Origin of the sequence: Hyphomonas jannaschiana VP2, assembly GCF_000685215.1 — a bacterium.
Lineage (GTDB): Bacteria > Pseudomonadota > Alphaproteobacteria > Caulobacterales > Hyphomonadaceae > Hyphomonas > Hyphomonas jannaschiana.
Genome location: NZ_ARYJ01000010.1, coordinates 1 through 23,453, shown reverse-complemented (window position 1 = coordinate 23,453; position 23,453 = coordinate 1). Strand labels below are relative to the sequence as shown.

Sequence of the window (23,453 nt, the reverse complement as noted above, 5' to 3'; positions counted from 1 at the left end):
TCTCAGCGGTTTGCCACTTTGAGCGCGACGCGTTCTTCAAGTGCTTCGCAGACGGCATCGGCGATGGACTGGCCATCGCTGCCCTGGCCGATGGAATTGAACGCGGCGCGGCACGCCTCAACATGCAGATTAATCAGGGCGGCGTTTTCTCCCGGACGCGTTTCGGAGAGCAGGCGGCTCAGTGACCCGCAAAGGCGGGCAATTGCCGGATAGCCATAAGAGTTCGCCGCCCCCTTGATATTGTGAGCTGCCGTGAAGACGGCGCGGTAATCTTCGGCTGTTGCATCCGGTTCGCGTGCAAGGCTCCAGGTGCGGACCAGTTCGTCCAGGTCGCCGCGCATCCAGGCTTCGAACTGTCCTGACAGCGAATCGACAGCATCTTCTGCCAGGCCGCCCAGAAGGTCGGTGTCAGCTGGTCCAGGCTCGTTGGCCATGATAGCGGACTGGGCTGTCCGGGGCGCTTCAACCGGCTCTGCGGGCTTAATAACACGGCTGATGTCGATGGAGACTTCCGTGGTATTGATATTCGCCGGTTTTCGGCGGGATGGCAGGGCGGTCAGCAGATTCTTGAACATCGGGTACTCCTGAGCGCCCAATAAACTGTCCAAGCCTTAAAAATATCCTAGGAAATCAGAAGCCGAACTGCTCCCGGAGGATACGCTCGTCAAGGGCGTGCCCGGGGTCGAACAGCATGGTCAGCCGTTTGCTGCGATCAGCCTCGACTTTCACGGTTGCGATGTCACGCACCTCCTGATTGTCGGCCGCGGCGGCGACCGGCCGGCGGTCTGGCGCGATCACGTCTATTGTGACTTTTGCGTCGTGACGCAGGAGCGCCCCGCGCCACCGGCGGGGACGGAAGGCGCTGACAGGTGTCAGCGCCAGGAGGTTCGCGCCAATCGGCAGGATCGGGCCATGAGCGGACAAATTATAGGCTGTGGATCCAGCAGGCGTCGCGACCATGACGCCATCACAGGAGAGTTCTTCCATGCGGACCTTGCCATCTACCGTGATGCGCAGGCGGGCTGTCTGGGCCGTTTCACGGAAGAGAGAAACTTCGTTGATCGCGAGCGCCGTATGCTCCCGTCCGTGAATATCAGTTGCTGACATGCTGAGCGGGATAAGCTGGGCTCGCTCGGCCGCGTTGACGCGCTCCACCAGGTCGTCTTCCCGGTATTCGTTCATCAGGAAGCCGACAGTGCCGCGGTTCATGCCGTAAACCGGCTTGGAATCGCCAAAACGCCGGCGCAGGGAATCCAGCATGGCGCCATCGCCTCCCAAAGCGACAACCACATCGGCATCCGCTTCGCTGTGCTGGCCATAGCGCTGGACGAGCGTGGGCAGGGCGGCCTGTGCTTCAGGACGCTTGGAGGCGAAAAAGGCGAAACGGAGTGAACTCATCGGGCCCATGTGGTTGCGGTTCCGCTACGGCGTCAAGGCGTGTGATTGCAAGTCATTTGCCAAGCGTGACGGAGGCGTCAGCTTTGGAGTGGCGAAGCCCGGTCTTTTGGGATAAGTTGCCGGCGCAGAACAAAGGGAGACAGAGACATGGCCGACGGCAATCAGAAGGTCGATATTCGCAGCTCAGTAAGCGCGGAAGAGTGGCAGGCGCGCGTAGATCTTGCGGCCCTCTACCGCCTCACGGCCATGTATGGCTGGGACGACATGATCTTCACCCACATCTCCCACCGCGTGCCGGGGCCGGATCATCACTTCCTGATCAACCCTTATGGGTACTTCTTCGAAGAGATCACCGCGTCCTCGCTGGTCAAGGTCGATCTGGACGGGAATGTCGTCCAGGAAACTGATTCCATGATCAATCCGGCGGGCTTCACGATCCATTCGGCGGTTCATGCTGCCCGCGACGACGCAAAAGTCGTCATGCACGTGCATACCGACCAAGGCGTTGCCGTTTCGGCCCAGAAGGAAGGCCTGCTGCCCATTAGCCAGACGGCGCTGGCTGTCCGCGAAGACGTGGCCTACCATGACTATGAAGGCATCGCGCTCGACCTTGATGAGCGTGAGCGACTCGTTGCTGACCTCGGCCCCAAAAAGCACTCCATGATCCTGCGCAACCACGGGACGCTGACCTGCGGCGAGACTGCGGCCATCACGTTCACGCGGATGTTTTTCCTCGAGCGTGCCTGCAAGATGCAGATCATGGCGCTGACCGCAGGCCGTGACGGCGTGCTGGAGTGCGATGACGGCCTCCAGGACAAGGTGGCAGGCCAGGGCGGCATGACCGAAAACAGCAATGGTATGTCCATGCTGACCGAAAAGCTCGTGTGGCCGGCCCTCCTGCGGAAACTGGATCGCGAATATCCCGGTTACGACGCCTAAGTAGTGTCCCGGATGCGACAAAAGCGGCGAAAGGGCTATCAGCCCATTAAATGTCGTGTCGGAACCTACTAAGTAGAATTCCCAAAGCTTATGAGGGATAAGCAGATGAAACACCTGAAGGCCTTTGAAGACGCCCTCGGCAACATCCATTCTGAGGGACGCTACAGGGTCTTTATCGACCTTCAGCGCCACAAGGGGCGCTTCCCGAAAGCCACGGCGCGCTTTGAAGATGGCGAGCGTGAAGTGACGATCTGGTGTTCCAACGACTATCTCGGCATGGGGCAGGATGACGATGTCATCAACTCCATGCATGAGGCGATCGACAGCTTCGGTGCCGGATCAGGCGGTACGCGCAACATTTCAGGCACGACGCGGTATCACGTCGAGCTTGAGCGCGAACTGGCCGACCTCCATGAAAAGGAAGCAGCGCTTCTGTTCACATCCGGCTACGTCTCCAATGACGCGACGCTGTCGACGCTCGGCAAGATCATGAAAGACCTGATCATCTATTCCGATCAGCTCAATCATGCGTCCATGATCGAAGGGATCCGCCGGTCTGGTGCAGACTACCGGGTGTTCCGTCACAATGATGTGGACCATCTGCGGTCGCTGCTTGAAAATGACGATCCGGATCGTCCGAAAGTCATCGCTTTCGAAAGCGTCTATTCCATGGACGGCGATTTTGGCCGTATGGAAGAGATCTGTAATCTCGCTGACGAGTTCAATGCGCTGACCTATCTGGACGAGGTGCATGCGGTCGGCATGTACGGACATGAAGGGGCCGGTGTGGCCCAGATGCTCGGTCTCGCAGACCGGATCGACATTATCGAGGGGACGCTCGGCAAGGCATTCGGCGTGATGGGCGGCTATATTGCGTCCAAGGCGACTGTTATCGATGCCATCCGTTCCATGGCGTCCGGTTTCATCTTCAGTACATCGACATGTCCTGTGATGGCGGCTGGCGCACTGGCCAGCATCCAGAAACTGCGTACCGATGAAGGCCGCAAGCTGCGCGCCATTCATCAGGCGAAAGCAGCGGAACTGAAGCAGAAGTTCCGGGATGCCGGCCTGCCGGTCATGGAATCGCCTTCGCACATCGTGCCACTGCTGGTCGGCGACCCGGAGCGCTGCAAGGCCCTTTCCGACACGCTGTTGTTCGATTTCGGCATCTATGTGCAGCCGATCAACTACCCGACGGTGCCGCGCGGCACGGAGCGTCTGCGCTTCACACCAAGCCCGGTGCACGATGCCATGATGATGGATGAACTGGTCGAAGCCATTCTGGCTGTGTGGAAACAGCTGGGTCTCGACAAGGCTGCCTGATCTGGCGCTGCAAAACTCGGATAATTGCGAATAGGCGCCTTCGGGCGCCTATTTCTTTTTCTTGCCCAGGCCGATGTTCTTGGCGTGCTTCGAGCGCAGCTTGGCATAGTTCGGCGCGACCATCGGATAATCGGCCGGCAGGTTCCAGCGTTCCCGATACTCTTCCGGCGTCATGGAATAGCGCGACCGCAGGTATCGGCGGAGCATTTTCAGTTTCCGTCCGTCTTCCAGGCAGATCAGGAAGTCCGGTGTGATGGATTGCGACACGGGCACAGCCGGCGACAGGGTTTCATCACTCGCAGATTCTCCTTCGGAGAGCGTAGAAATGGCGTCATGCACCGACCGGATCAGCTGAGGCAGGTCCGACGCTGGAACTGTGTTGTTTGAAACGAAGGACGAGACGATGCCTGTCGTCATGCCCAGCACGTCAACCTGTTTCGGTTCACCCATCTTGCCACCACCGTTATTTTCATAATGCTACGGTAATTGAAGTCATATTCTCATGAAGCGGGAAATAACGCCAGAAGTACATAAGTATTAGTGGCTGATTACCGGCATTTGATCAGACAAGTTTGAGGAAATCTGCAGTCAGCTATGCGGGATTGTCCAGTTGCGAGCCTGCGTCTCTGAGCGTAAACAGCGCACCAAAGCAGGAGATTCCCATGGCAGACACCGCCCAGACGCAACGGTTCGATACCAGCGGTTTCTTTTCCACCGGTCTTGAAGCCAGCGATCCCGAAGTCTTCGCGGCGATCGGCAAGGAACAGGGACGCCAGCAGCACGAGGTCGAGCTGATCGCGTCCGAGAACATTGTTTCCAAGGCGGTGCTGGAAGCGCAGGGCTCGGTTCTCACCAACAAGTATGCCGAGGGGTATCCGGGGCGCCGTTATTATGGCGGTTGCGAGTTTGTCGATATTGCCGAGAACCTTGCCATCGACCGCGCTAAGCAGCTGTTCAATTGCCAGTTTGCGAATGTGCAGCCGAACTCCGGTAGCCAGGCAAACCAGGGCGTGTTCCAGGCAGTGCTGAAGCCGGGTGATACCATCCTCGGCATGAGCCTCGATGCCGGTGGCCACCTGACCCATGGCGCGCCGCCGAACCAGTCTGGAAAATGGTTCAACGCTGTTCAGTATGGCGTCCGCCGCGAAGACGACCGGATTGATTTCGAACAGGTCGAACGTCTGGCCAAGGCTCACCGTCCGCAGATGATCATCGCCGGTGGCTCAGCTTATCCGCGTGAGATCGACTTTGCCCGGTTCCGGGCGATCGCCGATGAAGTCGGTGCGGTGTTCATGGTCGACATGGCGCACTTTGCGGGCCTCGTGGCTGGTGGCGCTCACCCCAATCCGCTCGATTATGCAGATGTGGCAACGACGACGACGCACAAGACGCTTCGCGGCCCGCGCGGCGGCATGATCCTGACCAATGACGAGAAGCTCGCCAAAAAGATCAATTCGGCAATCTTCCCCGGTATCCAGGGCGGCCCGCTGATGCATGTTATCGCAGCAAAAGCCGTGGCGTTTGGTGAAGCATTGCGTCCTTCCTTCAAGGAATATGCGAAGCAGGTGGTCGTGAATGCCCGCGCCATGGCAGCGGCGGCAAAAGCCAGCGGACTGGATGTTGTGTCGGGCGGCACCGATACGCACCTCGCCCTGATCGACCTACGCCCGAAGAAGGTGACCGGCAAGGATGCAGAAGCCGCGCTCGGCCGCGCCTACATCACCTGCAACAAGAACGGCGTGCCGTTCGATCCGGAAAAGCCGACAATCACCAGCGGTATCCGTGTCGGCTCGCCAGCTGGCACGACCCGCGGCTTTGGCGAAGAAGAGTTCACCCAGATCGGTAACTGGATCGGCGAGATTGTCGATGCCGTTGCGACAGGTGAAAGCACGTCTACGGAAGAACGCATCCGCGACGAAGTCAAAGCGCTGACGGCGCAGTTCCCGATTTATGGTGGTCTTGGAGGCTGATCAGCTTTGCGTTGTCCTTTCTGCGGGTCTGAAAATACATCGGTGAAGGACAGCCGTTCGGCTGAAGACGATACCGCTGTGCGCCGTCGCAGGGTCTGCGAAAGCTGTGGCGCGCGCTTCACGACATTTGAGCGCGTTCAGCTGCGCGAAGTGACAGTCGTCAAACGCGATGGCAAGCGCGTGCCGTTTGACCGGGATCGTCTCGCCCGGTCGATCACGATTGCCCTGCGCAAGCGCCCGGTCGACCGCGAGCAGATCGATCAGATGGTCTCGGGCATTCTCAGAAAGCTGGAAAGCGCCGGCGAGCCGGAAGTGGCGTCGAACGATGTCGGCGAGCTGGCGATGGAAGCATTAAAGATGGTCGATCCTGTCGGCTATGTCCGCTTCGCCAGTGTCTACAAGGACTTCCGTGATCCGAGTGACTTCGCTCAATTCATAGAGAAGGCCGCGCTGGAGGACGAAGAGGACCTCGGAGGCGAATGAGCGGCGTGCGGGTCACGCTGAAGCTCGCCACCTCGCTGGACGCGCGGATCGCCCTTGCTGACGGCACCAGTCAGTGGATCACATCAAGCGAATCCCGTGCCCGCGGTCATGAGCTGCGTGCCGGCCATGATGCAATCCTCGTCGGCATCGGAACCGTCCTGGCAGATGACCCGCTGCTGACTGCGCGAACCGTCCCCATGCCAAAGAAACAGCCGGTACGTATTGTGGCAGATTCGAATGGGCGCACGCCGCTGAGCTCGCGTCTGGTTCAGTCTGTTTCCAGCGGCCGGGTGGTCGTCGCGACAAATGGCCAGCCGCAGGATTTCCTGACGCGGAGCGGTGTAGAGGTCTGGCGCTGTGGCAATGGCGTACGTATGGACGTGCAGGATCTTCTGCGCCGCGCGTCTGCTGAAGGGATCTCTTCGTTACTTATCGAGGGGGGCGGCACGCTGGCGGCGAGTTTCATTCGTGCGGGCCTTGTTGACGAGATTGCCTGGTTTGTGGCGCCGATCCTGATTGGCGGCGACGGTTTGCCGGCTCTGGGGGGGCTCGGCCTGCAAACCCTGTCGGATGCGACACGATGGAAGCCTGTCGCGACGGAACGCATTGGGGATGACGTTCTGAACACTTATGTTCGTTTTTAGCAAAAGTCGCCCAAAGGTCTTCCCATGTTCACAGGTCTCGTCACTGACGTCGGCACAGTCCGGAAGGCAGAGCATCGTAATGGGCTGACCCGGTTCGAAGTCGAAAGCGGCTATCCGCTGGACGAAATCGCGATGGGCGCTTCGATCATGCACTCCGGCGTCTGCCTGACGGTCGTTGATATGGGGCAGGGCGAGCGCGGCGCCTGGTTCGCCGTAGAGGCCGTGCCTGAGACGCTCGCGAAAACTATTCTGGGTGACTGGAACGAGGGCGCGAAGGTCAATCTGGAGCAGAGCTTGAAGCTGGGCGATGAGCTCGGCGGTCATTTCGTGTTCGGTCATGTCGACGGTGTCGGCGAGATCGTCTCCATCGTAGAGGAAGGCCAGAGCCGCCGGATCACGATCCGCCCGCCGGCCGATCTTGCGCGGTATTTTGCAACCAAGGGCTCTGCAGCGGTGAACGGCGTTTCGCTCACCGTGGCCGATGCCCTGCCGAATGGCGATTTTCAGGTCGCCGTCATTCCGCACACATGGGAGGTGACCACGCTAGCTGAACTGCAGCCGGGCAGCCGTGTGAACCTTGAGATAGATATGCTGGCACGGTACGTCGCCCGCATGATCGGTGCCGATGCACCGGAAGGGCAGTGAAACTATGTCAGACGACTTCAAGCATGCGATCTCCTCGATCGACGAGATTATCGAAGACGCCCGTAATGGGCGCATGTTCATTCTGGTGGACGCCGAAGACCGGGAGAATGAGGGCGACCTGATCATTCCGGCAACGTTTGCAACGCCGGAGCAGGTGAACTTCATGGCCCGTCATGGCCGCGGACTGATCTGTCTTGCCATGACGCAGGAGCGTGCTCACACGCTGAACCTCGACATGATGACCCGTAATAACCGAGAAAGCATGGGTACGGCCTTCACGGTTTCGATTGAGGCGAAAGAGGGCGTCACCACCGGCATCTCGGCACATGACCGCGCCAAGACCATAGCTGTGGCCATCGATCCGACCATGGACCACCACGACATCGTATCGCCGGGCCATGTCTTTCCGCTGGTTGCGCGGGATGGCGGCACGTTGGTGCGCGCCGGGCATACTGAGGCGGCGGTCGATATTTCGCGCATGGCAGGGCTCTATCCGGCCGGTGTGATCTGCGAGATCATGAATGAAGACGGCTCCATGGCCCGCCTGCCGGATCTTGTTTCGTTTGCACAGCTTCACAATCTGAAAATCGGGACGATTGCGGACCTGATCGCCTGGCGCCGCCAGAACGACCGTTTCCTGGAACGCCGGGTCGAAGCGCCGCTGGAGTCGGCTTATGGCGAAGGGTTCAAGACGGTCTGCTTCCGCAACGTGCTGGACAATTCGGAACATATTGCCATCGTCCACGGCACGATCACGCCTGAATCGACCACGCTGGTGCGTGTTCACCGGACAGACGTCCTGGCTGATATTCTCGGAGAACGCGGGCCGCGACAGGGGCTGGTTGAGCGCGCGATGCGGATTATCGCCGAGGCCAGCGAGCCCGGTGTCGTTGTGTTCGTGAATACGATGCAGCCGGATTCCATTGCTGAACGCCTGGGCCTCAAGACCTCGACGCCAAAGGATCCGACATCGCCGCTGCGCGAGTATGGTATTGGTGCGCAGATCCTGCGCGAACTGGGCGTTCGCAAGATGATTTACCTTTCCGATACGCAGCCCACCCGCGTTGCAGGGCTTGACGGATACGGCATGACGATAGAGGGGTGGCGCCGCCTCAACGAGGAGACAAACTGATGGCTGACCGGGTTCTGGTAGCGGTTTCGCACTACTACAAACATATTTCCGAAGAGATGCTGGCCGGCGCAATGGAGGTGCTGGAAGCCGCTGACGCGAAAGTCACTGTGATGGAAGTGCCCGGCGCTTTCGAAATTCCGGGCCTCATCGCCATGGCGGCCGACTCTGGCCGGTTTGATGGCGCTGTTGCGCTGGGATGCGTGATCCGCGGTGAGACGACCCATTATGATTATGTTTGCGGCGAAAGTGCACGTGGCCTGATGGACCTGATTGTCAATCGCCGGCAGGCTATCGGCTATGGTATCCTGACCGTGGAAAACGAAGAACAGGCTCTGGCCCGCGCTGACCGCAAGCGTGGTAACAAGGGCGCCGATGCTGCCAATGCCTGCCTCGCCATGATCAAATTCCGCAAGGAACTCATTCGTTGAGCGACCAGAAGTTCCCGTTTGAAGTCACACGTGCACGCCGGGCGGGTGCGCGTCTGGCCGCTGTGCAGGCGCTCTATTCCATGGAGCAGACCGGCAAGTCTGCCCGCGAGACCATACGCGCGTTCATGGAAGACAAGCTTGGGATCGGCCCGAACGAGGAGCCGGTCGAAGAAGCTGATCCGGATCTTTTCAAAGCCATCGTCAATGGCGTCGTCGACAATCAGGCGGCCATCGACAAGGCCATTCTCAAACGCCTCGCTTCGGGCTGGAAGCTGACCCGCCTCGATGCCACGATGCGCGCATTGCTGCGGGCAGGGGCAGCCGAGTTTATCGTTCACCAGCATCTATCCCATGCCGTGATCATGGATGAGTATGTTTCGCTCGCACACGACTTCTTCGAAGAGTCTGAAGCGAAATTTGCGAATGCTGTTCTGGACAATGTCGGGAACGACCTGCGCGCTTAATCCTGCGCGCTGGCCCAGATTCTGATTTCATCAACGAACAGTGTAGGCTTTTCCATCGCGGCGAAGTGACCGCCTTTTGGCATGTCTCGCCAGTGAACGAGGTTATAGGCGCGCTCGACCCAGCTCTTTGGCGGAGCGGTATAGACTTTCTCTCCGGGGAAATTGGCAAAACCCGTCGGTGTTTCACAGCGCTCGCCTTCCGGCAGCTGAACACCGCCTTCCTGGAAGAGAGCGTTGTAATACCAGACGCTGGTCGCGATGGCATCATTGACCAGATACAGCATGACATTCGTCAATAGCTGGTCTCGTGTGTAGACTGAGTATAAATCACCATCCCGCAGATCAGACCAGCCGTGAAACTTCTCCAGAATCCATGCGGCAGTTCCAACCGGTGAATCCATTAGCGCCATGGCCAGCGTTTGCGGCTTGGTTGCCTGCTCCATGAAGTAGGCACCCTCAGCTTGCATGGCGCTCTGCATGTGGCTCAGCCATTCACTTTCCTCTTCCGTAGACGGAGCAGGAGGTGTGGGCCGGAAGCCGATCATGTTGAGATGGATAGCTTTGCACCCGCCGCTTTTGTCGTGCGTGCCGTGGTTCTTGCCAAGCCATGATGTGACAAGACCGCCCCAGTCGCCGCCCTGGGCAAGATATGTCTTGTAGCCGAGCACCTCCTGCATCAGTTCGTTCCAAAGCGCCGCAGTTGCGCGCTGCCCGATTGGAGAAGCGGGTTTCTCGGAGAATGCATATCCCGGAAGGCTGGGAATCACGAGGTCGAAGGCGTCTGAGGGATTACCGCCATGACGGGATGGGAAGGCCAGTGGTTCGATGGCGTCCCAGAACTCATAAAATGAGCCGGGCCATCCATGTGTCAGAAGGAGAGGCCGTTTGCCTTCGGCTTCGCCCACCACATGCACGAAATGGATTTCCATCCCGCCGACATCTGCCTTGAAGTGGGGGAACTCATTCAGCACGTCCTCCTGAGTGCGCCAGTCGTAATCGTTCAGCCAGTATTTGCAGAGATCCTTCAGTACCGGCGTAGACATGCCATAGGCAAATCCCTGCTCATTTTCCGGTGCCGGAAACCATCTGTAGGCCGCAACACGTTCTCGGATCGCGGCAAGCTTGGCGTCGGAAATCGAAACGTTAAAAGGGCGTACCTGGCTCATGAAGGTCCTCCTGCGCGGTGGACCCTAACGTGAAGGCCTCCCCCGAGCGAGGCTGACCCAGCGTCAGATGGAAAAACTGGTGCCGCACCCGCAGGCAGCAGTCGCGTTCGGATTGTTGATCTTGAACGCCGCACCGATCAGCTCGGTCGAAAAGTCGATTTCCGCGCCATTGAGGAACTCGAGGCTCATCTCGTCGATCAGGACCTTTGCGCCGTCCCGTTCAACGAGTAGGTCATCGGAATTCACCTCAGAGGCGAAATCGAACTTGTACGAAAATCCTGAGCAGCCCCCGCCTTCGACGGAAACGCGCAAATAATCGGCGCCGTCCTGTTTGGCCAGAATCGCATTAATGCGCTTGGCAGCCGAGGCGGTAAGGGTCACATCAGGGGCAATTGTCGTGCTCATAAGATATAGATAGGGACGTTTGGGCCAATGGAAAAGAGAGCGGTGTTTGCGACACGCCATGAAGACAGCCGGGGCCGTTATCACGACGAGGCTCCGTCTGCCACGCGTACGCCGTTCCAGCGGGACCGGGACCGCATCATCCATTCCACGGCATTCCGGCGGCTGAAGCAGAAAACGCAGGTGTTCGTGGCCCATGAGGGCGACCATTTCCGTACGCGTCTGACCCATTCGCTGGAAGTAGCGCAGATCGCGCGAAGTATTTCTCGCACACTTGGTCTGGATGAAGATCTGGCCGAGGCCATGGCGCTGGCGCACGATATAGGTCACCCGCCCTTTGGTCATGCTGGCGAGGACCAGCTGGATGCCTGTATGGAGCCTTATGAAGGCTTCGATCACAATGCGCAGACCCTTCGCGTCGTCACGCGGCTGGAGAAGCGGTATCCGAATTTCGACGGGTTGAACCTCACCTGGGAAATGCTGGAAGGGCTGGTCAAGCACAATGGGCCTTTGATCGATGCCGATACCAGCGTCGCAGACCTGCCGGCCGCCTTTCGGGAGTTTTCCCGGATTGAGGACCTGGAACTGGATCAGTACGCCGGGCCTGAGGCACAGGTGGCGGCCCTGTCAGACGATATTGCCTACAACAATCATGACATTGATGACGGTATCGCGGCTGGCCTGTTCACGATCCAGGAGCTGATGGAGCTTCCCATTGTGGGGGACGTTTTTCGGGGTGTGAAAATCGAGTTTCCACACCTTTCGGACCGGATGGTCACATACGAAGCGGTTCGCCAGTTGATTGGCATCTGGATCAATGACCTGGTGGACGAAACCCGGCGCCGGGTGAAACGCCTCCAGCCGGGCAGTGCGGCTGAAGTCCGCGCGCTTGGGGAGCCTCTGGTCGGCTTCAGCGAAGAACTCGCGGACAAACAGCGCGCGCTCCGCGCCTTTCTGTTTGAGCGCATGTACAAGCACTACAAGGTCAATCGGATGCGATCCAAGGCGAAGCGGATCCTGGTCGAACTGTTCGACAGCTTCACGGCGGAACCGCAGACCCTTCCGGCCCCGTGGCGTCAGGACGCGACCCAGGCGGACGCTTTCCGCCGGGCGCGGATTGTCTGTGACTATATCGCAGGCATGACGGACGGCTATGCGATTGAGGAACACCGGCGCCTCTGCGATCTGACTTCTCTGGCCTGAGGGTCAGGCCTGCTGCTGAAGTTGAGGAAATCGCTGTTGTCAGCCCGTCCCGATGGGCGAGCGTTCAATCTGCGTTAACGAAACACCCCTAAAAATTAACCTCACGAAACAATGCGGAAGGGACGATTCATGAGTCGCTATCATTACGGCGCCGATGAAGGTTCACCATTCGAGGACGATTATCGGGGGTTCGATATCCGCGACGATGAGACTGCGCGGGGACCGCTGATCCTTGCGCTTGCCATCGGCGTGCTGCTCGTGTTTGGCGCCGTTGTCTGGAACACCTATCGTCAGGGTGTCCGCTCAAATGGTGCAGGCCTGCCAAGCGTGATCGCCGATGCGCAGCCTTATAAAAGAATTCCTGAGGAGCGCGGGGGCCTGGAAGTACGCGATACCGACAAGCGCTTCTACGACCAGATGGATGCCTCGGAGAGGCCAACGGACATCGCCGAGCTTAATGGTGACGAGGGGGGTGATCTGCTGCAGGGCGGTCCACCGATCGACCTGCGACCCGAGGCGGACGATGAAGAGGATGGCAACGATCCTGACAATGGGATGCCGAATTCGGTTGCAGACGAAGTCGCTGAACTTGCAGACCTGAGCCGGCCAGACCGTGTGTATGAGTCCGCAGCCCTCGACCCGATCCCCACACCACGTGCGCCTCCGCCGCCATCTCGGCAGGCCGCACCGCAGTTCGCCTTCAGTGAAAGCGGAATCTATCTCGTCCAGGTGGCCGCTTTCCGGTCTCAGGATGCGGCTGAGGCTGCATGGCGCAAATCCTCTGCAGAGTACCCTGACCTTTACCGCGGCGCGGGAAAACGTATCCAGCGGGCGGATCTGGGCGCCAAGGGTGTGTTCTACCGCTTGCGTGTCGGCGGCTTTGCCCAAAAAACAGAAGCCGATGCTTTCTGCGATGCTCTGAAAGCCAAAGGCGACAACTGTATTGTGGTGACCGGATAGTGGCAAAGGCCTGCATTCTCAGCGTTTCTGGCCCCGTCCTGACCATGGGCGAGGCGGCCCTGTTTCGGGCGCAGAACCCGTGGGGCGTGATTCTCATGGGCCGCTCCTGCGTCTCACGGGACCAGGTTCGCAGACTGGTGGCCGATATATGGGATGCAACAGGCCGCGAGACGCTGATCTTCATTGATCAGGAAGGTGGCCGGGTGGCCCGCCTGAAAGCGCCTGAATGGCCGCTGTTTCCGCGCGGGGCAGACTATGCGGCAATCTATGAGAAAGATCCGGAACTGGGACGGGAGGCCTGCTGGCTGGGTCACCGGCTGATCGCCTCGGAGCTTGCTAATCTGTCGATCCACGCCGATTGCGCCCCTGTTGTCGATCTACCGGTCCCGGGAGCACATGACGTGATCGGCGACCGGGCGTTCGGGGATGAACCAGGGCAGGCAGCGGATCTCGCCAAAGCGGCGATGGCAGGTCTTCATGCCGGCGGCGTTGCCAGCGTGATCAAGCATATTCCGGGACATGGACGGTCCATGTCAGACAGCCATCTGGAGCTACCGCGGGTGACTGCGGGTGACAATGAACTGTCGAAAGATTTCGAGGCCTTTTCCCGCGTCGCGGAGGCCCCGATGGCGATGACAGCGCACATTGCCTACGAAGCCTATGACCCGGGTAAGGCCGCGACGGTCTCACCCTACATGATTCAGGAGATCATCCGGGGCCGAATCGGGTTTGATGGTCTCCTGATGACCGATGATCTGGGGATGAAGGCTCTGGGCGGCAGTCTGGTAGACCGAGCGGCCGCGTCGATCGCAGCGGGCTGCGATGTGCTGCTGCATTGTTCGGGTTTTCTGAAAGATCCGGCAGAAATCCTTGCGGAAATGACCGAAGTCGCAGAAGCGGCGCCGGTTCTGGCAGGTCGTTCGGCAGAGCGCGCCGCAGTGGCCGACGCGATTGCCAGCCAGGCTGAGCCCATCGAAGCTGCGCGTGCGTGGCAGCGTTTCCGAGAATTCTTCCCCGATAGCGGGGCGAAAGCATGAGCACCGACGCCCTCACCATGGAAACCCTCTCTTCCGACATGGAAGAGGCGGACATTCAGGACATTTTCCGGGTCGATGTCGGTGGTTATGAGGGGCCGCTGCACCTGTTGCTGGAACTGGCCCGGCGCCAGAAGGTCGACCTCTTGCACCTTTCGATGCTGGATCTTGCCGAGCAGTATCTTGTTTTCATTGAGGACGCGAAAAAGCGCCGGATGGACCTCGCAGCAGACTATCTGCTGATGGCGTCGTGGCTGGCTTTCATGAAATCGCGTCTTCTGTTGCCAAAGCCTGAAAAGATCGAGGAAGACGAGCCGACCGGCGAAGAGATGGCGGCGCGTCTCGCTTTCCGCCTGAAGCGCCTCGACGCGATGCGCGACGCGGTGAAGGAGCTGCAGAACGGACCCATCCTCGACAATGTCGTGTTTCTGCGGGGGACGCCGGAACAGCCGAAAGTCATCCGCCATACCGAGTGGAATGCCAGTCTCTATGAGCTAACACAGGCCTTCGGGGCGATCCGTGACCGCCGCGAGAAAGAGCGTCCACATGTCATCGAGCAGCAGATGGTTCTGCCGCTGGAACTTGCCCGGACAACGCTCAGGCAGCTTCGAGGGCAGCTGTCACAGTGGTCTTCGCTTGACGAGATCAGCCTGACCATGACGGATGTGGACCCGGAACTGCCAACACGGTCGGTGACGGCCAGCGTGTTTTCGGCGGCGCTTGAACTCGTTCGCGATGGCGAGGTCGATGTCCGCCAGGACACGCATTTTGCCCCGCTGTACCTGCGCAATGCGCAATCCCACCCGCAAGGGGATAGCCATGCAGATGTTTGAGAAGATTGAAATGAACGACGAAACGCCAGCCGAGAATAAGCCGAGCGCGGTCACGCAGCTCGCTCTGGCATTCCGACGGTCTGAAGAGTCGCTGCACGAGGACATGAGCGAGGCGCTCGCCGAAGGCGTCCGCCGGGCTGAAGCTGTCCTGTTCGCCGCCGGTGAGCCCATGTCTGCCATGCAGATTGCGGAAATCCTGCCGCACGGCGTGGAAGCGGCTGAAGTGCTGATGACCCTGCGGTTGCTCTATGTAAATCGCGGCGTGAACCTTGTCGAAGTGGCGGGCAAGTGGCGGTTCCAGACCGCGCAGGACTTGTCCTACCTGTTTGTTGAAGAGCGTCAGGTCCAGAAGAAGCTGAGTCAGGCCGCACTCGAAACCCTGGCAATTATCGCCTATGGCCAACCCGTGACGCGGGCTGAAATCGAAGCCGTGCGCGGTGTTGCGGTCTCCAAGGCGGTTATCGACACACTGATGGAGACCGGTTGGATCAAGATCAAGGGCCGCCGTAAAACTCCGGGCCAGCCTCTGACCTATGGTACGACAGATGCCTTCCTCGAGCATTTCGGACTCGAGAGCCTCAGCACATTGCCGGGCAAGGCCGATCTCGAGGCTGAAGGTCTTTTGTCGGACGTTATCCCGGATGGCTTCCAGATGCCGGATGAGGAAGCGCTGAGCGAAGAAGAGCTACTGGTCGATGCGGGCGGCGAAACCGAAGAGATCGAGTCTTTCGTGACAGACTTCATGGACGACGAAGACGTCGCTGTAGACACTGAACCGGATGATGCTGAAGCTGCGGAAACCGCTCCGGAGGTATCTGAAGCCATTGAGGCTGACGAAGACGCTGAAGACGGTGATGACGACGAGGGCATCAGCGTGTTTGCCTACACGCGCGCGCCTGTCCGTTCTGCCGAGGATGAAGACGAGTTCGACCGGGATGACATCAAGGCAGCCGTGATGCGGCTGCGCAAGGAAGAGCGGACACCAGAGCAACCCATTTCTAAGTGGCGCGACGACGAATAGTCATATGCTGACTTCGTAACGGAAGCGTCGCTCATCCTGGAACTTGCCGAGGATGTCTTCCTCCTGCGTGCCAGCCCCAATATTGTGGATTACGTAAGGGTGACCGGCAGGCGTCAGTCTGTTTGAGACGATGCCAATATGCGGCAGGCGTCCACCAAGGCGCATCGTGTACAGATCACCCGGCTCCCAGCCGTCGAGCGAAGCAGGCAGAGGCAAATCGGCGCCGTGCCTTTCGAAGAATCTCTCAAGGTTCGGGACACGGCGATGATCGATATTCCGGTCCGGCCGTCTGAGGCCCCAGATTTTGGGATAGTCCGCAAACGCCGTTTTCATGTCCTCATGAACGAGCTTCTGCAGGTCAACATCAAATGCGTCCCGATAGGCGCGAATAATGACGTCGGTACAGACGCCGGTTGAGCGGTCGACATCGCCCATTGGGTAATCGAGGCGGACATAGGCGCCGTCATAACTTCGGGTCACGCCGATCTGGTCGCGGGCGGCCTTTGAAAGCCGCACGGGGAAAGGGAGCGGCCGCTCGCCAAATGTCTTCGGCAGGAGCGGAAGCGCCAACGTGGATGCAAGCATGGATCGGCGCGTCTGCATGCACCGATCAGATCACTCAGTTCCGGCAGGAATGCGGCGGAATCTAGAAACCGTGGAATTCCGCGATTTCGTCGATGTCGGCGCGTTCAGCGCGCAGCGAGTTTACGGGATGAGCCGCGTCGGGCTTACCGACGGCGACGCCGCACCAGATCATTTCGGTCGGAGCGAGATTGAAATGCTCTTTCAGGGCAGGGCGCAGCACGCCCCAGCATTCCTGGAAGCAGGTGCCCCAGCCGCGCTCTTCTGCCAGCAGGGCGAGGGTCTGCAGGTACATGCCGGCATGGCCCCATTGTCCGTGCCCCATGCGCTCGTCGATCACGAGGAAGAGGGCCAGCGGGGCACCGAAGAAGCGGAAATTGTTGGAGAACCAGGCGAGGCGCGCAGCCCGGTCTTCCCGCGGGATGCCGAGAGCCTCGTACATCATCTCCCCGACGCGGCGTCTGCGCGCTTCATAGGGCTCCCACAGGTCCTTTGGGTAGATCGGTCGGTCGGTCTTCTGGCCGCGCGGGTCAGCCGCAAGGATCGGCGCGGCCATGGCGATGACATCGTCCTTTGCCTGTCCGGTGACGGCGATCGTGCGCCAGGGCTGGACGTTGCCGCCGGACGGTGCGCGCTGAGCCTGGGTCAGCCACTCGCGGACTTCGGCTTCAGGGAGCGGGTCGGGCAGGAAGGCCCGGGTCGAGATGCGCTGGTCGACTGCTTTGGAAACGTCCATGAAAAACCTCCCGTCAGGATCTGACGGGAGGTCTAACGGCTTATCGCCGGGTCAGCCAACAGGCTTCTGATCCGGGACTATTTTTTCGGGTGCAGGATCACCGGCATCCAGGTGTAACCGTGGACGAAGGCGCCCGAGGTGTAGGACGGCTCAGCCAGAACCTCGATGTGCTCAAAACGCTCCATCAGTTCCTGCCAGAGGATCTGCAGCTGCAGCTCGCCCAGACGGTTGCCGACGCAGCGGTGAATGCCGAAGCCGAAGGAAAGGTGACGGCGGGCATCTGCACGGTCGATGATGTAATCATTCGGCTTGTCCCAGAAGTCCTCATCCCGGTTGCCCGAGATGTACCACATGGCGACCTGATCACCTTTCTTGATGAGCTTGTCGCGCAGCTGGACATCTTCGAGAGCCGTCCGGCGCATGAACGCCAGCGGGGTCTGCCAGCGGATGGTTTCTGACACCATGTTCGGGATCAGCGACAGGTCGCTTTTCAGCTTCTCGAACTGTTCCGGATACTTGTTGAGAGCCCAGACAGAGGCCGTCATCGTGTTCCGGGTCGTGTCGTTGCCGCCGACGATGAGCAGGATCACGTTGCCGAGCAGTTCCATCGGCGTCATGTTCTTTGTCTTCTCGCCGTGGGCGAGCAGGCTCATCAGGTCGCTTTTCTGCGGGATTGCCTGCCGTTCCTGGAAGATCTGCATGAACGTGGTCAGGCATTCCATCATTTCGCGGCGCCACTGTTCTTCACCGCCCGGGCAGATGTCCGGATTGTGCATGTTGGTGACGACATCGGACCAGCGGGTCAGCTGGCGGCGGTTTTCGAACGGGAAGTCGAACAGGGTGGCGAGCATCATCGTGGTCAGCTCGATGGACACCGTGTCGACCCAGTCGAACGGCTCGCCGACCGGCAGGCTGTCCAGCAGGCCCTGGGTCCGCGAACGGATCAGCGGCTCATACTCTTTCAGCATGTTCGGCGCGACAGCCGGCTGAACGGTCTTGCGCTGTTCGGAGTGACGCGGCTCATCCATGGCGATGAACATCGGCATCTCGAAGTCTTCCAGCGGTTCGCCGAGCGTGATGCCGCCATGCTCCCAGCTGGAAGAGAAGCGCTTGTGGTCGGTGTCGACCGCCATGATGTCTTCGTACTTGGTAACCGACCAATAAGGGCCGACGAAGGAATCCGGCGTGTAGTGAACCGGGTCTTCCTTGCGCAGCCGGTCGAAGCGGTCCCACATCTTGTTCTGGCGCCAGATTTCACCGTCGACGACGTCGAGGGTTTTCATATCCAGACTGGAGGCCGGGGGCACTTCCTCGCCTACGCGGAGATAGCCTTCGTGAAGGGGCTCACGATCGGAAACTTTCGGCCTTTCAACGGCCGGATGGTCGATGGAATGAACTGTATCGGCAGCCATATTATATCCTCCTTATGCCGGTCTCCCTAGGCACCGGTCTGCTCGCTTGAGACGTGTATATCATGGTCGATTTAAAAAAACCATGACGCTTGCGTCATTTTTTTATGCGATGTGGCGTTCAAGCCGCGCCCTGTGGAGCGCCGTTCGCATGGCGTCGGCGAGGGATTTGCGTTCCGGCACCGTCAGAAAGCGCCCGATGACCCAGCCCGTGCGGCCATGTTCGATGCGCAGCGACGAATCAGGCCGGAGGGGTTCGTCGAGCTCAACACGGGCAAATCCGGCCGGCACGCTGACGCGTTTTTCCGTGCCATTGGCTTTGCGGTGCATCATGTCGACACTGCTGGCGGTGATGCGGATTCGCGTCTCTTCGCGCTGTTTGCGGAAAGACCAGCGGAAAGCGAACCAGATGGCGAGGGCATCCAGGCCAAAAAAGCCGATTACCGGAATGGCGCCCATGGACAGAAAAGCCATGCCTGTCAGGAAGCTGACCGCGCCGACGATGGCCATGACAATCGCGAAGCCGCGTTCCGACAAGGAGCGGTTTGGCGTCAGAAGCGCATCAAAATAGATGATCTCATCTGTGTCAGGCATCAGGAACATTACTTATCACGCTCTTGCCCCACCGGAAGCGGCCTGACAGACAAATTGCATGACCGAATCGACGCAGAAGAAACCCGCCCGTAAGCCAGCAAAAAAGCGGGCGCCGCGCACGCTCGGGCCGGAGAAGACAGAGAAAATCTTCGCCGCCCTGGCGCATGACCGGCCGGACCCGAAGACCGAGCTGGAATATTCGGATCCTTTCACGCTTCTGGTGGCTGTGGCGCTCTCGGCGCAGGCGACCGATGTCGGCGTGAACAAGGCAACGCGGAAACTGTTCGCAATAGCCGATACGCCCGAAAAGATGCTGGCGCTGGGCGAGGAAGGTGTTGCTGAGCACATCAAGACGATCGGTCTCTGGCGGAACAAGGCCAAGAACGTCATCGCCCTCAGCCAGAAAATCCTCGACGATTTTGACGGGAAGGTGCCCCGTACACGGGAAGAACTGACGACCCTGCCGGGTGTCGGGCGCAAGACGGCGAATGTCGTGATGAATGAGGTCTTTGGCGAACCGACCATAGCGGTCGATACACACATCTTCCGCGTTTCGAACCGAACGGGCCTGGCCCCGGGCAAGACGCCGGATGAGGTCGAGGCAAGCCTTGAACGTGTCACCCCGCCGGAATGGAAGAAGGGTGCGCACCACTGGCTGATCCTTCATGGCCGGTATGTCTGCAAGGCGCGGACGCCGGAATGCTGGCGGTGCGTCATTGCGGAGTGGTGCAAGTACACGCCGAAAACACCAGACCCGGCCAGCGTTTCTGCGCTCGGCCCCAAGGCGCCGAAAAAGAAGAAGTAACAACATCGCCTCCGACACCCATGACGGCGGCTGACCCGCGCATTGCTGGCTGTGCTGCAGAATACATCCGGCCACGGAGGTGTCGGATGACTTTCTTTTTAAGTGCGCATTTACATCAGAATGAGATGCTCAAAGGGGTGGAGAGGCCATGCGAATCAGCGGCCTCCAGTTCGCCTCATTTTCGCTAATCTTGCGTCACGCCGGGCGGGGAGAGCGAACGACGTAATAAGGGATGTGTCGATGAAGTATATTGTCTGTGCGGCTCTGGGCGCCGCTCTCTCGGGGTTTGCTCTGGCCGCGCATGCGGATGAAGAGCGTGTGGATGGCTGGTCGGGCGAAGGCGCGCTGAATGCCGGCATGACGAGCGGGAACACCGACACGCGCGATGTGGGGCTGACATTCGACGTCGATCATATCACCGGCAAATGGGACTATGGCTTTCAGGGGCAGGTCGATTATGGCGAGCAGGACGGGGTGGAGAGCCGCAACCGCGCCTTTCTCGGCGCCAATATCGACTACACGATCAGTGACCGCGTCTTTTCGTTTGCCCGCGCATCCTATGAGGTTGACCAGTTTACCGGCTTTGATAGCCGTTCCTTCGTCGGTGGCGGTCTCGGGTATCGCTTCCTCGGGCTGGACCCGGTGACCTGGGTTATCCGCGGCGGTCCGGGTGTGAAGATCGACGAAGTAAAGCGCGTTGTGACAGTGGATGATCTCGGTAATCCCCTGATCATCCCGGCAGAGACCGAGACCTCCATCGGCTTTGTCGGCAAGTCGAAATTTGCCTGGGCGCTGAACGACAAGGTCGAGCTGTCAAACAATACCGATATTCTTTACGCGTCGGAATCGACACAGATCTCCAATGGCCTCGCGCTGACGGCGCAGATCAATGGCTCGCTGTCGGCCCGCTTTGGGTTCGATACGCGTTACGACACCAATCCGCCGGACGGGTTCGAGTCGACCGATACGGCGACGAAAATCGGCGTCGTCTACAAATTCGGCGCGCACTAGGCGGGCGCCCGCTCCAGACGTTTCTTCACGGCCTCGGCGATCATCTCGCCGAGGCGCGGCCCTTCGACCGGGTAGAGATACGGCTCGATCACTTCCAGCTCCATCAGGACCAGCCGGCCATCCTCGCCGCGCACCATGTCGACACGGGCATAGAGCGGGGCTTCGTCCAGCATGGCGATGATGGCGGAGGCATCTGCAAGGTCGTTGGCCGGAGGATCGACCGGCGTTTCCTTGCCGCCATATTTCGACTGGATGCGATAGTCTCCGGGCACGGCCCGCTTGACCAGCGCGTGGCAGAAATCTCCGCCAATGAAGATGAAGCTGTACTCGCCCTCGTTCTGAATGGCGGGAAGGAAGGGCTGCACCATCATCGGGTGAGGCATGTCCGGGATGGCGTCGCCCTGCTTCAGGCGGTGCTGGCCGTCCGCGCCGGCGCCGACCTGGCGCTTGAAAACCAGATCGTCTGAGCCGAGCGTGTCAAAGGCCGCTGCCGCGCTCGCCTCATCTGCCTTGTCCAGCCAGAGGGTCGGAATGATCCGCGCGCCGCGGGCTTCCAGGTCCCGCAGATAGGTCTTGTGGATGTTCCAGCGCACGAGGCCGGGCGGATTGTAGAGGCGCGTGGCGGCCCCGATCCGGTCCAGCGTTGTGAGGAATTCCTCCTGCCGGTCCCAGTAATCCCACGTCGTGCCGATAATGACCGCGCCATAGCTCGCCCAGTCGGCCGCCGGATCGTCCCAGGAGACGTCCTCGATGGTCAGGCCCTGTGCGGCAAAGGCCGGGCGCAGGGCGTCCATCATGTAATCGTGCTCGAACGCGTCTTCGCGGCGGTTGGGAGTGCCGGGAAGGGTCACCGGGCAGGCAAGATAGGCGATTTTCATGCAGCGGCCTTTAGCATGCCTGCCAGTTGCGTCCAGCGGCGGGCTCTGGCAATTGCCCGGTTTTCAGCGGGAGATCTCGAATGGCAGATGTGCGTTTCGATGTGGTGGGCCTCGGCAATGCGATCGTGGATGTGCTGTCGCGGGCGGATGATGCCTTCCTGGCGGAGTGGGGCATCCACAAGAATGCCATGAACTTGATCGAGGAACCGCGGGCGCACGAGCTGACCAAGGTCGCCCGTGAACCGCTCTTCACATCAGGTGGAAGCGGCGCCAACACGATTGCCGGCCTTGCCAGTTTCGGGGCATCGGCTGCTTATATCGGCAAGGTCGCCGATGACGAACTTGGCGCCCAGTTCAAACGCGAGATGGAAGCCGGCGGCGTGCCGTTTCCGACGCCGCCGCTGACAGACGGCCCCGCCACTGCCCGCAGCATCATCTTCGTGACCGAAGACGGCCACCGCTCCATGAACACCTTCCTCGGCGCATCGGTGATGTTCTCGAAGGAGGATGTCGATGTGGAGGTCGTGAAAGGCGGCGGCATCCTGTATCTGGAAGGCTATCTGTTCGACAAGGACGACGCCAAGGAAGCCTTCATCCACGCCGCCGAGATTGCCCGCTCTGCCGGACGCAAGGTTGCGCTGACCCTCTCCGACCGGTTCTGCGTCGACCGCCACCGGCCGAGCTTCCTCCAGCTGGTCCGCAACAATGTCGACATTCTTTTCGCCAATGAAGAAGAGCTGCTTGCCCTTTACGAGACCGATGATTTCGACAGCGCGATGGCTTCCCTGCAGGCCGATACGGCGGTTGCTGCGGTGACCCGGAGCGAAAAGGGCTCGGTCGTCCTGGGCGATGGTGAGCCGATTGTGGTTGAGGCAGTTCCGGTGAAGGAAGTTGTCGACACGACCGGGGCAGGCGACCAGTACGCTGCGGGCTTCCTGTTCGGCATGTCGCGCGGCCTGCCATTGGTGACCTGCGCACGCCTCGGCCATATCGCGGCTGCGGAAGTGATCAGCCATTTCGGCCCGCGTCCGGCCGTGTCCTACAAGGTTCTGGCCGAAGCAGCGGGCATCTTTGCCTGAGTAAAGGTCTGCTGCAGCACCAACGACGCCCGTGAAGGCGCTTGGTGTTTGGGGTGAGTTTTCGGGGTCAGGGCTGACTTCAGGTTTCCGGCAGGGGCAGGTGTGAGCCCTTTCTCCCTGGGGCTTGTGAGGAAAAGCGAACGCCCTGCGTTCGCCCGAACAAGGGTTTGGGGATGAGGGGCAGCGTGCGGAGATGTTCGGGCATGGCGGCCCGGCCATCGCACGCAGCGGTGAGACGGTCGCTAGAGTACGCGGCGGGCAGCAGATGCCTCCGCGCTTTCTTCTGCCCCGGCATCCATTCGATGCTGACCAGA

General features: G+C 59.9%; 28 protein-coding genes. 17 read left to right on the top strand and 11 right to left on the bottom strand.

The window, feature by feature from the left end; translation table 11 throughout:
* Positions 1 to 2 precede the first annotated feature (2 nt).
* Both HJA_RS18150 and HJA_RS13840 read right to left on the bottom strand, forming a co-directional pair.
* The gene (locus tag HJA_RS18150; RefSeq protein WP_051597716.1) at positions 3 to 575 is read right to left on the bottom strand and encodes an Hpt domain-containing protein; all 573 of its coding nucleotides are present in this window, start codon (positions 573 to 575) and stop codon (positions 3 to 5) included.
* A 55-nt stretch (positions 576 to 630) separates the two neighbouring features.
* Positions 631 to 1,398, bottom strand: coding sequence for an NAD kinase (locus HJA_RS13840; RefSeq protein ID WP_081814732.1), 768 nt, complete (start codon positions 1,396 to 1,398; stop codon positions 631 to 633).
* Positions 1,399 to 1,545: 147 nt separating this feature from the next.
* On the opposite strand from HJA_RS13840, the gene HJA_RS13835 reads away from it, so the two are divergent.
* Entirely contained in the window at positions 1,546 to 2,337 is a 792-nt protein-coding gene (locus tag HJA_RS13835; RefSeq protein ID WP_035583359.1) for a class II aldolase/adducin family protein, read from the top strand.
* A 105-nt stretch (positions 2,338 to 2,442) separates the two neighbouring features.
* A complete protein-coding gene (gene hemA / locus HJA_RS13830; RefSeq protein WP_035583357.1) occupies positions 2,443 to 3,660 on the top strand; it encodes a 5-aminolevulinate synthase in 1,218 nt (405 codons plus the stop codon).
* A 48-nt stretch (positions 3,661 to 3,708) separates the two neighbouring features.
* Here hemA and HJA_RS13825 read toward each other — a convergent pair whose 3' ends face one another.
* Positions 3,709 to 4,110: a Ros/MucR family transcriptional regulator gene (locus HJA_RS13825; protein ID WP_035583355.1), complete on the bottom strand. Its 402-nt coding sequence runs from the start codon at positions 4,108 to 4,110 to the stop codon at positions 3,709 to 3,711.
* Positions 4,111 to 4,322: 212 nt separating this feature from the next.
* On the opposite strand from HJA_RS13825, the gene glyA reads away from it, so the two are divergent.
* The 7 genes from glyA to nusB are packed head-to-tail and all read left to right on the top strand — an operon-like array spanning position 4,323 to position 9,426.
* On the top strand, positions 4,323 to 5,630 hold the full coding sequence (gene glyA, locus HJA_RS13820) for a serine hydroxymethyltransferase (RefSeq protein ID WP_035583353.1): 1,308 nt from the start codon (positions 4,323 to 4,325) through the stop codon (positions 5,628 to 5,630).
* Between the two features lie 6 nt (positions 5,631 to 5,636).
* Positions 5,637 to 6,113, top strand: a complete 477-nt coding sequence (gene nrdR / locus HJA_RS13815; protein ID WP_035583351.1) for a transcriptional regulator NrdR — start codon at positions 5,637 to 5,639, stop codon at positions 6,111 to 6,113.
* Entirely contained in the window at positions 6,110 to 6,757 is a 648-nt protein-coding gene (locus tag HJA_RS13810) for a RibD family protein (protein WP_035583349.1), read from the top strand. The genes nrdR and HJA_RS13810 overlap by 4 nt, the downstream gene beginning before the upstream one ends.
* A gap of 24 nt (positions 6,758 to 6,781) precedes the next feature.
* Positions 6,782 to 7,402, top strand: coding sequence for a riboflavin synthase (locus HJA_RS13805; protein ID WP_035583347.1), 621 nt, complete (start codon positions 6,782 to 6,784; stop codon positions 7,400 to 7,402).
* A gap of 4 nt (positions 7,403 to 7,406) precedes the next feature.
* A complete protein-coding gene (gene ribB / locus HJA_RS13800) occupies positions 7,407 to 8,534 on the top strand; it encodes a 3,4-dihydroxy-2-butanone-4-phosphate synthase (protein ID WP_035583344.1) in 1,128 nt (375 codons plus the stop codon).
* Positions 8,534 to 8,962 (top strand): 6,7-dimethyl-8-ribityllumazine synthase, encoded by a 429-nt coding sequence (gene ribH / locus HJA_RS13795; protein ID WP_035583342.1) that lies wholly within the window; start codon positions 8,534 to 8,536, stop codon positions 8,960 to 8,962. The genes ribB and ribH overlap by 1 nt, the downstream gene beginning before the upstream one ends.
* Complete coding sequence (nusB, locus tag HJA_RS13790) at positions 8,959 to 9,426, top strand: transcription antitermination factor NusB (RefSeq protein WP_035583340.1); 468 nt, start codon at positions 8,959 to 8,961, stop codon at positions 9,424 to 9,426. Before ribH ends, nusB begins: the two co-directional genes overlap by 4 nt.
* Here nusB and HJA_RS13785 read toward each other — a convergent pair.
* Together HJA_RS13785 and erpA are read right to left on the bottom strand one after the other, a co-directional pair.
* Complete coding sequence (locus HJA_RS13785; RefSeq protein WP_035583338.1) at positions 9,423 to 10,592, bottom strand: epoxide hydrolase family protein; 1,170 nt, start codon at positions 10,590 to 10,592, stop codon at positions 9,423 to 9,425. The genes nusB and HJA_RS13785 overlap by 4 nt on opposite strands.
* Positions 10,593 to 10,655: 63 nt before the next feature.
* Positions 10,656 to 10,997, bottom strand: coding sequence for an iron-sulfur cluster insertion protein ErpA (erpA, locus tag HJA_RS13780; protein WP_035583336.1), 342 nt, complete (start codon positions 10,995 to 10,997; stop codon positions 10,656 to 10,658).
* Positions 10,998 to 11,024: 27 nt separating this feature from the next.
* Between erpA and HJA_RS13775 the strand changes: the two genes are divergently transcribed.
* From HJA_RS13775 to scpB, 5 genes are all read left to right on the top strand, one after another.
* Complete coding sequence (locus HJA_RS13775; protein WP_035583334.1) at positions 11,025 to 12,197, top strand: deoxyguanosinetriphosphate triphosphohydrolase; 1,173 nt, start codon at positions 11,025 to 11,027, stop codon at positions 12,195 to 12,197.
* A 129-nt stretch (positions 12,198 to 12,326) separates the two neighbouring features.
* On the top strand, positions 12,327 to 13,157 hold the full coding sequence (locus HJA_RS13770) for an SPOR domain-containing protein (protein WP_035583332.1): 831 nt from the start codon (positions 12,327 to 12,329) through the stop codon (positions 13,155 to 13,157).
* Positions 13,157 to 14,194: a beta-N-acetylhexosaminidase gene (nagZ, locus tag HJA_RS13765; RefSeq protein ID WP_241764370.1), complete on the top strand. Its 1,038-nt coding sequence runs from the start codon at positions 13,157 to 13,159 to the stop codon at positions 14,192 to 14,194. The genes HJA_RS13770 and nagZ overlap by 1 nt, the downstream gene beginning before the upstream one ends.
* Positions 14,191 to 15,024, top strand: a complete 834-nt coding sequence (locus HJA_RS13760; RefSeq protein WP_051597715.1) for a segregation and condensation protein A — start codon at positions 14,191 to 14,193, stop codon at positions 15,022 to 15,024. Before nagZ ends, HJA_RS13760 begins: the two co-directional genes overlap by 4 nt.
* Positions 15,011 to 16,045 carry an SMC-Scp complex subunit ScpB gene (scpB, locus tag HJA_RS18410; protein ID WP_206741726.1) on the top strand — a complete coding sequence of 345 codons (1,035 nt, stop codon included), beginning with the start codon at positions 15,011 to 15,013 and terminating at the stop codon, positions 16,043 to 16,045. The genes HJA_RS13760 and scpB overlap by 14 nt, the downstream gene beginning before the upstream one ends.
* On the opposite strand, the gene HJA_RS13750 is transcribed toward scpB, so the two are convergent.
* From HJA_RS13750 to HJA_RS13735, 4 genes are all read right to left on the bottom strand, one after another.
* Positions 16,046 to 16,630, bottom strand: a complete 585-nt coding sequence (locus HJA_RS13750; RefSeq protein ID WP_241764369.1) for a DUF1287 domain-containing protein — start codon at positions 16,628 to 16,630, stop codon at positions 16,046 to 16,048. It lies immediately after the preceding gene.
* 61 nt (positions 16,631 to 16,691) lie between these two features.
* Complete coding sequence (locus tag HJA_RS13745; protein WP_035583328.1) at positions 16,692 to 17,363, bottom strand: nitroreductase; 672 nt, start codon at positions 17,361 to 17,363, stop codon at positions 16,692 to 16,694.
* A gap of 77 nt (positions 17,364 to 17,440) precedes the next feature.
* Positions 17,441 to 18,775 carry a cytochrome P450 gene (locus HJA_RS13740; protein ID WP_035583326.1) on the bottom strand — a complete coding sequence of 445 codons (1,335 nt, stop codon included), beginning with the start codon at positions 18,773 to 18,775 and terminating at the stop codon, positions 17,441 to 17,443.
* A gap of 102 nt (positions 18,776 to 18,877) precedes the next feature.
* Complete coding sequence (locus HJA_RS13735; protein ID WP_035583454.1) at positions 18,878 to 19,366, bottom strand: DUF2244 domain-containing protein; 489 nt, start codon at positions 19,364 to 19,366, stop codon at positions 18,878 to 18,880.
* Between the two features lie 58 nt (positions 19,367 to 19,424).
* Here HJA_RS13735 and nth point away from each other — a divergent pair, with 58 nt between their 5' ends.
* Both nth and HJA_RS13725 read left to right on the top strand, forming a co-directional pair.
* Positions 19,425 to 20,171 (top strand): endonuclease III, encoded by a 747-nt coding sequence (gene nth, locus HJA_RS13730; protein WP_035583324.1) that lies wholly within the window; start codon positions 19,425 to 19,427, stop codon positions 20,169 to 20,171.
* 240 nt (positions 20,172 to 20,411) lie between these two features.
* Positions 20,412 to 21,182 (top strand): DUF481 domain-containing protein, encoded by a 771-nt coding sequence (locus tag HJA_RS13725; protein WP_035583322.1) that lies wholly within the window; start codon positions 20,412 to 20,414, stop codon positions 21,180 to 21,182.
* Here HJA_RS13725 and HJA_RS13720 read toward each other — a convergent pair.
* Positions 21,179 to 22,060: an ATP-grasp domain-containing protein gene (locus HJA_RS13720; RefSeq protein ID WP_035583320.1), complete on the bottom strand. Its 882-nt coding sequence runs from the start codon at positions 22,058 to 22,060 to the stop codon at positions 21,179 to 21,181. The two genes, HJA_RS13725 and HJA_RS13720, sit on opposite strands and share 4 nt — an antisense overlap.
* A gap of 80 nt (positions 22,061 to 22,140) precedes the next feature.
* Here HJA_RS13720 and HJA_RS13715 point away from each other — a divergent pair, with 80 nt between their 5' ends.
* Positions 22,141 to 23,139, top strand: coding sequence for an adenosine kinase (locus HJA_RS13715; RefSeq protein ID WP_035583318.1), 999 nt, complete (start codon positions 22,141 to 22,143; stop codon positions 23,137 to 23,139).
* A gap of 79 nt (positions 23,140 to 23,218) precedes the next feature.
* On the opposite strand, the gene HJA_RS18715 is transcribed toward HJA_RS13715, so the two are convergent.
* Positions 23,219 to 23,453: hypothetical protein (locus HJA_RS18715; RefSeq protein WP_035583316.1), on the bottom strand; the 235-nt coding region annotated here is incomplete at its 5' end.